The organism is Ignavibacteriota bacterium (assembly GCA_016212665.1).
Classification (GTDB): domain Bacteria; phylum Bacteroidota; class Ignavibacteria; order UBA10030; family SZUA-254; genus FW602-bin19.
In genome coordinates, this window is record JACREZ010000002.1 from 42897 (window position 1) to 54996 (window position 12100).

Genomic DNA, 12100 nt, shown 5'->3' on the forward strand with positions numbered 1-12100 from the left:
TTGTTCTTTTATTCTTCAGAATTGTATTGGATGATACTATAAACATCATATTCCCGTAATCGTTCCCGGGCTTTCAGGAATGTTAGTTCAACTAAAAAGGCAAGACTGATTATCTCTCCCCCAAGACGTTTCACCAATTTACAAGTTGCTTCGACTGTTCCTCCCGTCGCAAGTAAATCGTCAACAATCAGAACCCGTTCCCCTTTGCTAATTGCGTCTGTGTGAATTTCCAACGCGTCCGTTCCATATTCAAGTTGATACTCTTCTTTGATAGTTGACGAAGGGAGTTTCTTTGGTTTTCTCACTGGTACAAATCCCGCTCCGAGACGATAAGCAAGTACGCTTCCGAAAATAAATCCACGGGATTCCACACTCGCTATCTTATCAATCTTCTCGGATTTGTATCGCTCATAGAGGACATCAATCGCTTGAGTGAACGCTTGCTTATCTTTCAACAGCGTTGTGATGTCGCGGAACATGATTCCCTTCTTTGGAAAATCCGGGATGTTCCGAATCGAAGTGCGTAATGATTCTCTGTTCACCATTCCAACTTTTCCTTCTTCAAAAATGATTCAATTCCTTTTTTGAATTCTTCTGTCTTCCTTGTCATTGAGTTAAGATTCGCGGCAAATTCAAGCGCATCTTTGAAACTCAATTCGTTCAGCCGTGAAATCAATTCTTTCGTCAATGAAACAGCATTGGGGCTTGTCGTCTTTGCAAGCGTTGTTGCAAACGACATGACATGTTCTTTCAATTTTTCATCATCAACTATTTCTGTTGCAAGCCCTCGTTCTTTTGCAATCAAAGAATTTAGAACTTCACCTTGCAACACAAATTCTTTCGCACGCCCTTCCCCCATTCGTTTGATGAGAAAGGGTAAAATCAACGCGGGAACGAATCCAATTCGAACTTCAGGAACACCGAACTTCGCACGCTCTTTTCCGGCAAAAACATAATCACACGTGATGGCTAAGCCACAACCGCCACCAAGAGCAGAATCGTTCACCATTGCAACCACCGGTTTTTTGAGTGTGTAAATCAGTTGCAGAAGTTTCATCAACGCTTTTGCATCTTCAAGATTTTCTTCCTGCGTTTTTGCTGAAATCTGTTCAAGAAATTCCAGATCCATACCTGCGCAGAATGAGTTCTCCGCGCCGGTGAGAATAATAACACGACAATTTGCATTTCGCCCGAGCGCTTGGAAAGACTCTGTCAACTCACGAATCATCACATCGTTCAAAGCGTTGCGTCGTTCCGGGCGATTCATGGTGACGGTCGCTACTCGCTCATCGAGCGTGTAGAAAACCGTCGAAAAGTTCATGCGTATAATAACATTTTCCTTCGGGTTGTGGACACTTATTATTTTCGATTGAGATGTTTTGACAATTCTTTCTTGAGAATTTCGAACGCCTCTTCGGGCGTGTCGGCAAAATGAAACAACTTCAAATCTTGCTTTGAGATTGTATGATATTTTACCATGAAATCAAAATTAAGAACCTGCTTCCAATACTTCGGACCGTACAAAACAACCGGCATTTTGGTTTTCACTTTCGTCGTCTGTATCAGTGTCAGTACCTCCATCATTTCATCCATCGTCCCAAAGCCGCCTGGGAACATCACCAACGCCTCTGCAAGCGACATGAACCAAAGTTTTCGCATGAAGAAATAATGAAACTCGAAATTCAAATTCTTTGAGATGTAGGGATTCGATTCCTGTTCGTGGGGTAAACTTATATTCAATCCGATTGATTTGCCTCCGGAAAGCAACGCTCCCTTGTTCGCTGCTTCCATTATTCCCGGTCCGCCGCCAGAACAAATTACAAACCTGTGTCCATTCTCCAAGCCCAATGACCACTTTGTCAGCATCGTTGAAAGCCTGTACGCATCTTCATAGTAGCGAGACATTTCAACATCAATCTCTGCTTCATGAATTTGCTTTACTATTTTTTTTGTTTGATTTGAACTGCCTTTGACTTTCTTTTTCAAGTTCCCCAAAATCTTTTTTGATTCAGTCAATGGTTTGATTCTTGCCGAACCAAAGAACACAATCGCTTCGTTAATTCCCTCCGCTTTGAAGCGACTTGCCGGCTCTAAAAATTCGGTGAGAATTCTGATAGAACGCGCTTCCGGTCCGACAAGAAATTCCATGTTTTTATATGCTTTAGGTGTGCGTATGCTTTTGCTTTTCATTCTCTTTCCTTATGCGGAACGACCGCCATCAATGGTAAAAGTTTGTCCGGTGATATATTCAGCAGTCGTTGCAAGATAGACAACCATACTTGTAATGTCAGTTGAGTTACCGTAACGCCTGAGTGGAATCGCTTGCACACTCACCTGACTTGTCGTTGATGCAACTTCATCCATCTCAATTGTTCCGGGTGCGATTGCATTAACATAAATATTCGGTGCAAGCGATTTTGCCAAGCACCGCGTCAACATAATGACGCCCGCTTTGGAAACGCTGTACGGCAAGTGCTTACTCCACGCTTGCAATCCACCAAGTGAAGCAATGTTAATAATGCGTCCCTCTTTTTGGTTGAGCATGAAAGGCGCAACCGCTTGTGAACAAAGAAATGTTCCTTTCAGATTTGTGTCAAGCGTCGAATCCCACATCTCTTCAGAAATATTTTCCAATGTGCTTTCCACAAAAATTGCCGCATTATTTACCAATACGTCAATTCGTTTGAATTTCTTCATCGTTGAATCCACAAGTTTCTTCACTTGCTTTTTGTCTCGAACATCTGCTTTCAACGCGATTGCTTCTCGCCCTAATTTCTGAATTGATTGTATCGTCCGATTCGCACCTGTCCGCGATGAATTATATCCGATGGCTACATCGAATCCATGCTCAGCCAATGCAATCGCAATATGTTTCCCCAAACGCTTTCCACCCCCTGTTACAATTGCAACTTTTCTTGCTGGATGTTTCATCATTGAATATCGAACGGCAGTGTTGAAACCCGAACAGGAATTGATTCTTTAATTTGTTCGTTTTGAAACTGGAGAACATCAGATTCAACACTCGTTTTCAAATAACCGAGAGCAATGTGCTTTCTAAACTTCTCCGACCATGCATGACTCGTCGTCCAGCCAACTTCTTCTCCCTCGAAAAATATCTTCCCGTTTGCTACCTTGTTTCTTCCCTCATCATCAAAAATAAATCCAACCAAACGCCGTTGCAGTTTCTTATACGTATCAATTCGTGCAACTACTTCCTGACCGATGTAACAACCTTTCGTCCAACTGATGAATCGCTCCAATCCTGCTTCGAGCGGATTGATGTGTTCAGTCAACTCGAAACCGAACTTCGGAACTCCGTTCTCAATCCGGTAAGACTCAAACGCATCCGATTCATTTCCTACAGTACCCAAGTAAGAAAATAGTTCACTGTTGACTTCACGCTTTTGATTATGTCTCACCAAACAATGAACCATCCTCTCCCCCCATAATGAATCTTGAAAGGTAATTCCATCTTGTGCTTGTTCGGAAAATTTACTGACTATTTGCTCTGCCCGTTCTCCAACCACTGCAAAATGTTCATACTCACCAGTCACATTCCGAAGATGTACATCCTCTGTGAATAAAAACTTCTCTAACCATTTCAAAACAATTCCAGCATTAACAGATTGCAGTATCATAAGAAATTCTTCGTTCTTCCGAATCACGGTCGCAACGTCAACAACCTTGGCTTTCTCAGTTACTAATATTGTTGTCACAAATTGATGTTCGGAAATCGCCTTTAACTCATTGGTCGAAAGTCGTTGAAGAAAATCAAGCGAATCCTTTCCCCTGACTGAAAGTATTGCATTGGTACATTGAATCAGCATGGCAGATTCAACCAACAAATGATATTCCTCAAACAATGTTGTGCTGGAAAAAGATGGCGAGCCACTTTGATTTTCCATAGCAGGCGGCACAGTGTTCTGTAATTCCACTGTGGAAATCATAAAGAAAGAAGGAAATCTCGGAGGGGAAAAGTGCGCCTACAAGGACTCGAACCTTGAACCCGCTGATTAAGAGTCAGCTGCTCTACCAATTGAGCCATAGGCGCATAGAAACTATTTGCCTTGCTGTGCGGGGGGTGTGGCTTGCGGTGGCACCGGAGCCGGAACAGATGTCGGTTGTCCTTGTTGAATAATACTTTCCACAGCACCTGCTGAACTATCAAGCACAAAGATATTAATGACTAAACACAACGCGAGAAAAACAACGGCAAGTACCGTCGTTGCTTTACTGAGAAAATCTGCCGCACGACGAGCGCCAAACATTGCCCCCATTTGCGAGCCGCCAAATGCGCCTGCAAGCCCGCTTCCTTTGCTTGCCTGCATTAAAACAACAATTATTAGTAAAAGAGAGACGATAATCTCAAGAATTGCAAGAATTGTAAACATTATTTGATTCCACTATGATTAAACGGTTGACAAAATACGAAAAAATGAGGGAAGTACAAAACCATTTTGGCATTCGCATCTGAATTCAATAAATCAAATACTGTTCTCTTATTTTCTTGAATTCCTCTATTCCATTCTGATAAATACTCCAATCGGTCATCTTCCCCTGAAGAATCATTTTCCTTATTTCACTAACCCCTGCAAGTCTGTCAAATTGCTTCTCATCAATTGTGAGTTTGTCGGGATACATTTGCTGAAGAATAGTAAGCATCGCAACGGCTGTTTCAACCGGCTTAAACGATGTTCGGTCTGTCACTTTCATAAACACTCCCTGACATTCCACATCCTTGTACTTAGGATTTGCCGCCGGAGCAGAATTATCGGCAGGCGTAAAGGTAATAGGTTCAAAAAGAATTCCTGGCAGATGAAGGGCATTCAAGGATGATGAAAACAATTCCTTATCAATCCATGGCGCACCGATAAATTCAAACGGATTTGATGTTCCCCGCCCTTCAGAGACATTTGTTGCCTCGAACAAGCATGTCCCCGGGTAGACTATTGCAGTTGCCAGTGTTTTTATATTTGGCGATGGCGGAGTCCAGTGTAACATCCCCTGATTGTACCACAATCCCCGTTCCCATCCTCTCATCGGAATAATACTCAGTTTAAGCGAATCAATTTTCCACCACTCGTATCGAATCATCCGCGCAATCTCCCCTATGGTCAAACCGTGGCGAATCGGAATCGGGAAGATTCCGACAAATGACGAAAACGAAGTATCAAGCACCGGTCCTTCTACATCAACACCGTTAATCGGATTCGGTCGGTCAAAAACAATAAACTCCTTCTTTTGTTCAGCCGCTGCTTGCATTGCATACGCCATCGTACTTACATAAGTATAAAATCTCGCCCCGACATCCTGCATATCGAAAATGAGCACATCAACTTCTTCAAGCATTTCTTTCGTCGGCTTTTTATTTTTTCCATATAACGAATAAATCGGTATCCCAAGGAGCGGGTCAACTGTTGATTCAACTGACGTTCCGGCAGGCGCTTCTCCGCGGAATCCATGTTCCGGGCTAAACAATGCCGTTACATGAATTCCTTTCTCAACAAAATAATCAACGATGTGAACACCATTCGATAGGAGCGATGTCTTGTTACAAACAATACCTACTCGCTTTTGTGAAACTATCATTGAATGTTTGAAATAAAACTCATCAGCGCCTGTTTTAATCTGACGTGCCTGCTGGGAAAAGATGGAAGTACAAAGCGCTAAATACAAAAGACTTAGTACAAAAGCGTTTTTGACTATAACGGTAAATGATGGGAGTGATGTTTGAGTCTCGTTCATAAATACAAGTATTCAGATTTATTTCCAGAGTATTATTTCGTTAGAAGATTTCCTTTGAATATCCGGGACATGAACTCCCTCGGCTTGGTAGCCAATTGGAAGAAGGAGAAATGGTCGTTCATTCTCAGGTCGTTTGAGTATTTTTTGCAAAAAATTCATCGGGTTTGGTGTGTGCGTAAGCGAAACCAAGCCTGCATTATGAATTGTTGCAAGTAAAAAACCTACGGCAATTCCAACAGATTCCTTCACGTAATAGTTCTTTTTGAGATTATCATTTTCTTTTTCATACTCAATGGAAAAGACAACGATAAGAGCGGGAGCAATTTCTAAAAATTCTTTGTGCCAATCCGTTCCGAGCGCGGCTAAATCATCGAGCCATTGTTTGGGCATCCGATGTTCATAACTTTCCCGCTCCTCTTTTTCTGCGGCGATGCGAATTTCTCTTTTCAACTCAGGTTCAGTAACAACAACGAATCGCCACGGTTGCTTGTTTGCACCCGATGGAGCGGTTCCGGCTGTGCGTAACAAGGTTTCGAGCAATTCACGGGAAACAGGTTTGTCGGAAAACTCTCGCACCGTGCGTCTCTTCTGACATAGTTCAAAGTAACTCTTCGCCCGTTCCAACTGTTCTTCTTCTGAAAACCGAAGAGCGTCATATCGAATAAATGCTGGCATCACTCTGTAGAAATAAGAAACCCTATCCAAACGGACAGGGCTTCATAATGAAAGAGATAATAATTAAGTCGTCAACCTACGGTTCGTAGAATGATTCAATCGTCATTATCTGTTTAAGTACACGTATAATTCCATTCCCGGTTTGAGGACATCACCCGGTTTCAGGATATTCCATTTCATAAGTTGCTCTTCCGTAACATTATGCTTTCGGCTGACCGATGCAATGTTATCACCGCTCTTACATGTATAAACCGTAAGTTCACCGGAATCTTCAATGCCTGTAGCGGCAGGTAGTCCTTCTTGAGAAGATAACGCTGTACCGCGTGATTGTTGCAAAATAGATTGCAAAACTTTTCTTGCTTCAGGTGAAATATCTGCATTTGCTTCTACACCTGTCGGTTTGTATGAATCATCCACTTCTCCTCCTCCTCCTGTTGTCGGAACATCAGGTTCGGCGGCGTAGGTTTCTTCCGGTTGTTCTGCCATGCCACCGACTAATGCACTAATATCCTTCACAGAAGATTTGTTCACCACGTATAACTTCTGGTCGGTGGATGACTTTAATAAATATTGGTTTTTGAATTTGGGATGATTGTAAAAATCAAGCCGCATCAATTCGTCCGTCATTAACTCAACATGTAATGCAGGCGAACCGGATAAAAACACAACAGTATCAATGAAACCTTCAGCACGTAAGTACGAAAGTTGTTGCACGGCAGGTTTCATTCGCTTTGCAGGAACAGTGGCGCCGCCGGAAGTCCACTTCTTATCATCACGCTTGAACACTGCACGCTCTCCACCGGCGAGAACGGTAAGCATTTTCATCATTCGCGGTTCAACCCGAACAACTGTTTTCTGTCTCCAGTCGCTCAAACTTTTTCCGACAAGTGATGGAACTAATCCTTTTGCAAGATAGACAGAACCTGAAGATGCAGGTCGAACATATGCCTGTCCTGATGTTTGTCCAAGTTTTCCGACAATGAGAGTCGTCTGCTGATTCCCATCAGTCGTAACCGTGACGGATGTTCCCTTATCATCAACTTCATACATCGCTTGCTTTTGTGGATTGGATGAAATTAAACCGAGTAAACTAAACTTCGCGAATCCTTCGAGTAAACCATAGATGGCTTCATCGTCCGCATACGTGTTGATGGGGTCGATAATTTTCCATCTGTCTTTAATTTTTTCGAACCGGATATACTGTTTGTTTTTGTCTATCTCGATTTTGGTAATCTTCCCGATATCGAACGTCAGCGTAATGTCAGGCTTCTCATATGTTGATTCCTGACTCTCCTTCGGTTTGATATAAAAATACGCGACAACTAAAACAATGACTACAAGAAATAATAAAAAATAAGATGACCGTTTCATACAACCTCATCAATAACTTTTGTGACGTTTACGACGCGCGGCATTCATCATCAGGCGTAAGAAGCCTATAAGAATGATAAGTGCCGGAGGCGCTGTGAAATTAAAATATTTAACAAATGTCTTCGTTCCTTCGCTAACATCGGTAAATTGTTTCGGCGAAGGGTCCCGCATCTTCATTGATGCAAGTTCAATATCATCAACAAGCCAATCTACAGCCGTTGATGCAAATTCAATATTCTGCTGACCATACTGTGCCGCATCCAAGACAAAATCACCATCCCCGATAATGACAATTCTCGTATTCTGACTTCTCGCCGGAATCGGGTCTTCATAATCCGCTTCATCTTCTTTGATGATTTTCAACTCAACTGCCCGATTGAGCGTGTACATACTCTTGAATTGTCCTTCAAGCGCGGCGGCAACAGGAATATCCTCCAGCGTGAACATATCCTCAGGAAATATCTGAGCCGGGTCAGTATCAATTTGTTCACCTTCCATTCTTGTCGTTCTGTTTGATGTTGTTAGCAATGCATCACCGGATACTCCACGGATACTTGCAATCTTCGGGTCAACCGTACTTACAAATGTGAACGCTACGGGTTGCAGATTCTTAAATGCAATATTACTCTGATTGAATTTTCCAGTCAGAGGATAAAACGGATAAGCAACATCGGTCGGAAGTGCGGTTGCAAGTGTGTCCACTTTTGCCGTAATGGTTACACACGTCGCATCAAGTAAGAGGTCCGTTCCGAGTGCGCAACCCCAATTTTCAATCATATCTCCAAGATTCAAATCAATAACACTTGAGCGATGAGTCAATGAATCAACAACAACTGTATTGATGAACATAGCTAATTTTCCGCCACGCATAACATAATTGTTCAATTGATATTTGTCTTTTTCACTGAAGCGATTTTTGGGCGACACAATCAATAAAATTGAAATATCTTCCGGAACGGCTTTGTTTCCGCCGGAAAGATTGACGGTACGAATTTGATATTGCTTGGAAAGTTCTTTCCGAAACGCATTCATTTTTTCGGGAGATGTTTCACCATGCCCGGTAAGGATTCCGATTTTATGTGCCTGAGGGACCAGCAATTTTTTCATGTTGCGGGTAATGTAATACTCAAGATGGTCAAGTTGTTCAACCACAGGCAAACGCTCGGATTTATCACCGTACGAAAAGACTAAACCGGCATATCCTTTTTGTGTTTGATACTGGTCGTCTTTGATAACTTTTGTTTGTACCGGTTCCATTCCTTCGGAAATGGCTTCTCGCTCTGCATCCGGGTCATCCGCAACGGGAATAAATTGATAGTGAAATGCCTGCGGAGAATGAGCACGAAACTCATCTAATTGTTCCTGAACGATACGCTTATGATTATGATATGGGGGCGGTAAGTTCGGAGTAAAATATGCTTTCACAAGGAAATTATCGTCAAGATAATTCAAGAGACTCTTCGTCGTCGGGGTCAAAGTATATAACTTCTCTCTGGTTAAATCTACACGATAAAAAATCCTGAATGATAAGAGATTGAAAAACACAAGGATAACAAGCACCAAACCGAGTTTTGGAACTTCCCGCTTCCAATCAAAACTTTTTAAGCGCCAGACATTTCGTATGCTTTCTTTATGGGCAAACGAAGTTGCAAGCAGAAGCGAGAAAATCATTACCGTCAGGTAGTAAACAATGTCGCGGGAATCAAGCACACCACGCGCAACGCTCGCATAATGATTGACAACTCCAAGATATTCCACAGCCGAAACTACATTCAACGGTAGGTATATCAGAATTTTATCTATCGTAAAGAGAATTAAGATGATGACGAAACTGATGATGAACGAAACAATTTGGTTTTCACTCATCGCTGAACCCAACATGCCAATGGCAATGAATGCACCGCCGAGTAACATCAAACCAAAATAACCGCCGAATACAGGTCCGATATCAATATTACCGAGGAGCCAGACAGTAAAAAGATAGAGCAACGTTGGAAGTAAGGCAACCAAAATCAGAAACCATGCTGCGAGGAATTTCCCCATGACAATTTCACCGACTTTGATTGGCTTCGTGTTGAGTGTTTCGTAGGTGCCTGATTTTCGTTCTTCTGCAATCAGCCGCATTGTTATCGCTGATGCAAAGAAGAGTAACAACCACGGAGTTGATTCAAATAACAACCGTAACGAAGCAACGTTTTCTAAGAAGAGATTGCTGACGAAATACGAACCATTCAATAAAAGAAAAATGATGATGTAAATGTAAGCAACCGGAGAATCAAAATAAGAACGGAGTTCCTTTTTGAAAATGATATTTATGTGTTTCATTGTTTCTCCTTTCCTACCGTTAGTTGGTGGAAAATATCTTCAATGCGGACAACTTGCTGTTGCAAACTTAACAAACTCCAATTCTTTTCTGAACACAAATGAGTTAATTGCTTTCTCACTTCCGCGTTCTTTGTCGAATCAATATAAAAGCGGAAGATCTTTTCGCCGTCTGAGACAGTCGAAAGAGGCGAGACGGAAACTACATTCGGAATCTGTTCAATCATCCTCAAGGCAGAATCTAAAGTTACTCCTTCCGGTTTTTCTATTTCGATGGAGATAACATCTTTCCCGACAAACTTTCGTTGCAGTTCAGAAATCGGAGCGTCTGCTAAAATCCGTCCTTTGCCAATGATGATAACACGATTACAGACTGCTTGAACTTCAGCAAGTGCGTGCGATGAAAGAATAACGGTTTTATCTTTTCCAAGATTAGAAAGAAATTTTCTGAACTCGATAACCTGATTCGGGTCAAGACCATTCGTCGGTTCGTCGAAGACGATGACCTTCGGGTCTTGAATCAGCGCTTGCGCCAAGCCGACACGTTGACGATAGCCCTTCGATAACTGACCGATTTTCCGTTCTTTCATTTCATGTAATTGAAATGTATCAAGAACATATTTGACTCGGCGCTTCATATCGCTTCTTGGAACATCCTGCAATTCTGCAATAAATTCAAGATAGTCAATGATATCCATGTCAAAATAGAGAGGGTTTTCTTCAGGCAAATACCCAATCATTTTTCTGGTTTCATGCGGATATTTTTTAATATCCTTCCCGCCAACCTCGACTGTTCCCGAGGTAGCAGACATGAATCCTGTGACAATACGAACCGTTGTGGTTTTTCCGGCTCCATTCGGACCCAATAAACCCACAACTTCCCCCGGTCGAATCTCGAACGAAAGGTTCTCAATGGCTTTAACAGCGCCATAATACTTGGTAAGGTGTTTAACAACAACCGACATTATGGACTCAATAGTTAATGAATATAATTTTTCGGGCTAAAGTTAAGATATTTTTTGGTAACAGTCAACTCTTTTTATATAAATTTGTTTGAAAAGTGAAATACACAACTTCTTTTGTTCCCATAGCCTTAGATAATATATGAACTTTGGCTATATTGCTCTCAAAGAGTAAAAAAGACATGCAGTTCTTTTTTCGACATAAATCTTGAACGCACTCTCTTTTTTACATTATTTTGAACTTAACAAATCGAAAAGAACAACAATGAACTCCGAATCTACATTAAACTGCATTGCCTGTAACCGGACCTCAACTGAAATTCCCTTGATAACATTAACGTACCGTGAAGGGACATTCTGTATTTGTCCCCAACATCTACCTGTCTTGATTCATGACCCGCAAATGCTTATCGGCAGACTTCCCGGGGCGGAAACTATGCAACCGGCAGACCATCACGATTGATTTTTCATTAAAAAACCTTGATTCATTACAAAAGTTTTTGTACAATACGGCACAAAAATTCGTGTGGAATAATGTGAAAAAAACTTCTATGAGAATATTTCCTTTTGTGTTACTCAGTCTGTTGTTCTTTCTGAGTTGCGAGAATGAACAAGTGCCGGTTCAAACATTTTTGAACAATCAGGAAACACCGACACAGGAAAGTTTGATTCGTGCAACGACGAACAAATCTTCCTATGGGTTGAATGAAGTTGTTGCAATTACCATTTACAACGGCTCAGATTCCATTCTCACATTTTCGACATGCTCACAAGTTATCAGCAGGTACATCCAGAAAAAATTCGGAAGCGAATGGAAAGATATTACCGGACGTGGACTTCCTTGTACAGGATTTAATCCTTATGGAAAAATTGTCTTGTACCCGCGGCAATCATATCGCTATACAGACGGATATGTTCATTTCGGATATTACCGTTCACGATTTCCCTTTACCTTTGGTTCAAAACCCGGAACGTCCTGGTTATACACGAACGAGATTTATGTAGATGGAAACTAAGGAGATTGA

13 protein-coding genes and 1 tRNA gene are annotated in these 12100 nt (G+C 41.8%); 2 read left to right on the plus strand and 12 right to left on the minus strand.

All coding sequences use genetic code 11. The features are described 5' to 3' along the window. Window positions 1–8: 8 nt before the first annotated feature. From HY960_00265 to HY960_00320, 12 genes are all read right to left on the minus strand, one after another. Complete coding sequence (locus HY960_00265) at window positions 9–542, minus strand: adenine phosphoribosyltransferase (GenBank protein MBI5214166.1); 534 nt, start codon at window positions 540–542, stop codon at window positions 9–11. Next, window positions 539–1321: an enoyl-CoA hydratase/isomerase family protein gene (locus HY960_00270; protein MBI5214167.1), complete on the minus strand. Its 783-nt coding sequence runs from the start codon at window positions 1319–1321 to the stop codon at window positions 539–541. The genes HY960_00265 and HY960_00270 overlap by 4 nt, the downstream gene beginning before the upstream one ends. A gap of 38 nt (window positions 1322–1359) precedes the next feature. Further along, complete coding sequence (locus HY960_00275; protein ID MBI5214168.1) at window positions 1360–2190, minus strand: TIGR00730 family Rossman fold protein; 831 nt, start codon at window positions 2188–2190, stop codon at window positions 1360–1362. 9 nt (window positions 2191–2199) lie between these two features. Continuing rightward, complete coding sequence (locus tag HY960_00280; protein MBI5214169.1) at window positions 2200–2934, minus strand: SDR family oxidoreductase; 735 nt, start codon at window positions 2932–2934, stop codon at window positions 2200–2202. Then, complete coding sequence (locus HY960_00285; GenBank protein MBI5214170.1) at window positions 2931–3947, minus strand: aminomethyl transferase family protein; 1017 nt, start codon at window positions 3945–3947, stop codon at window positions 2931–2933. Before HY960_00285 ends, HY960_00280 begins: the two co-directional genes overlap by 4 nt. Before the next feature lie 31 nt (window positions 3948–3978). Then, window positions 3979–4051: transfer RNA gene (locus HY960_00290), tRNA-Lys, on the minus strand. 7 nt (window positions 4052–4058) lie between these two features. Beyond that, the gene (gene secG, locus HY960_00295) at window positions 4059–4391 is read right to left on the minus strand and encodes a preprotein translocase subunit SecG (GenBank protein MBI5214171.1); all 333 of its coding nucleotides are present in this window, start codon (window positions 4389–4391) and stop codon (window positions 4059–4061) included. 85 nt (window positions 4392–4476) lie between these two features. Further along, a complete protein-coding gene (locus HY960_00300; GenBank protein ID MBI5214172.1) occupies window positions 4477–5745 on the minus strand; it encodes a DUF1343 domain-containing protein in 1269 nt (422 codons plus the stop codon). A gap of 18 nt (window positions 5746–5763) precedes the next feature. Next, complete coding sequence (locus HY960_00305; protein ID MBI5214173.1) at window positions 5764–6420, minus strand: nitroreductase family protein; 657 nt, start codon at window positions 6418–6420, stop codon at window positions 5764–5766. Window positions 6421–6525: 105 nt separating this feature from the next. Next, complete coding sequence (locus tag HY960_00310) at window positions 6526–7791, minus strand: DUF4340 domain-containing protein (protein MBI5214174.1); 1266 nt, start codon at window positions 7789–7791, stop codon at window positions 6526–6528. Between the two features lie 9 nt (window positions 7792–7800). Next, window positions 7801–10116 (minus strand): Gldg family protein, encoded by a 2316-nt coding sequence (locus HY960_00315; GenBank protein ID MBI5214175.1) that lies wholly within the window; start codon window positions 10114–10116, stop codon window positions 7801–7803. Continuing rightward, window positions 10113–11078, minus strand: coding sequence for an ATP-binding cassette domain-containing protein (locus HY960_00320; protein ID MBI5214176.1), 966 nt, complete (start codon window positions 11076–11078; stop codon window positions 10113–10115). Before HY960_00320 ends, HY960_00315 begins: the two co-directional genes overlap by 4 nt. 262 nt (window positions 11079–11340) lie before the next feature. Here HY960_00320 and HY960_00325 point away from each other — a divergent pair, with 262 nt between their 5' ends. Beyond that, window positions 11341–11538 (plus strand): hypothetical protein, encoded by a 198-nt coding sequence (locus HY960_00325; GenBank protein ID MBI5214177.1) that lies wholly within the window; start codon window positions 11341–11343, stop codon window positions 11536–11538. An 88-nt stretch (window positions 11539–11626) separates the two neighbouring features. Beyond that, the gene (locus HY960_00330) at window positions 11627–12091 is read left to right on the plus strand and encodes a hypothetical protein (GenBank protein ID MBI5214178.1); all 465 of its coding nucleotides are present in this window, start codon (window positions 11627–11629) and stop codon (window positions 12089–12091) included. Window positions 12092–12100 lie beyond the last annotated feature (9 nt).

Coding starts and splice junctions, on each gene's coding strand:
- HY960_00270 (MBI5214167.1), bottom strand. CDS start 1,321: ATGAACTTTTCGACGGTTTTCTACACGCTCGATGAGCGAGTAGCGACC.
- HY960_00275 (MBI5214168.1), bottom strand. CDS start 2,190: ATGAAAAGCAAAAGCATACGCACACCTAAAGCATATAAAAACATGGAA.
- HY960_00280 (MBI5214169.1), bottom strand. CDS start 2,934: ATGATGAAACATCCAGCAAGAAAAGTTGCAATTGTAACAGGGGGTGGA.
- HY960_00285 (MBI5214170.1), bottom strand. CDS start 3,947: ATGATTTCCACAGTGGAATTACAGAACACTGTGCCGCCTGCTATGGAA.
- secG (MBI5214171.1), bottom strand. CDS start 4,391: ATGTTTACAATTCTTGCAATTCTTGAGATTATCGTCTCTCTTTTACTA.
- HY960_00300 (MBI5214172.1), bottom strand. CDS start 5,745: ATGAACGAGACTCAAACATCACTCCCATCATTTACCGTTATAGTCAAA.
- HY960_00305 (MBI5214173.1), bottom strand. CDS start 6,420: ATGCCAGCATTTATTCGATATGACGCTCTTCGGTTTTCAGAAGAAGAA.
- HY960_00310 (MBI5214174.1), bottom strand. CDS start 7,791: ATGAAACGGTCATCTTATTTTTTATTATTTCTTGTAGTCATTGTTTTA.
- HY960_00315 (MBI5214175.1), bottom strand. CDS start 10,116: ATGAAACACATAAATATCATTTTCAAAAAGGAACTCCGTTCTTATTTT.
- HY960_00320 (MBI5214176.1), bottom strand. CDS start 11,078: ATGTCGGTTGTTGTTAAACACCTTACCAAGTATTATGGCGCTGTTAAA.
- HY960_00325 (MBI5214177.1), top strand. CDS start 11,341: ATGAACTCCGAATCTACATTAAACTGCATTGCCTGTAACCGGACCTCA.
- HY960_00330 (MBI5214178.1), top strand. CDS start 11,627: ATGAGAATATTTCCTTTTGTGTTACTCAGTCTGTTGTTCTTTCTGAGT.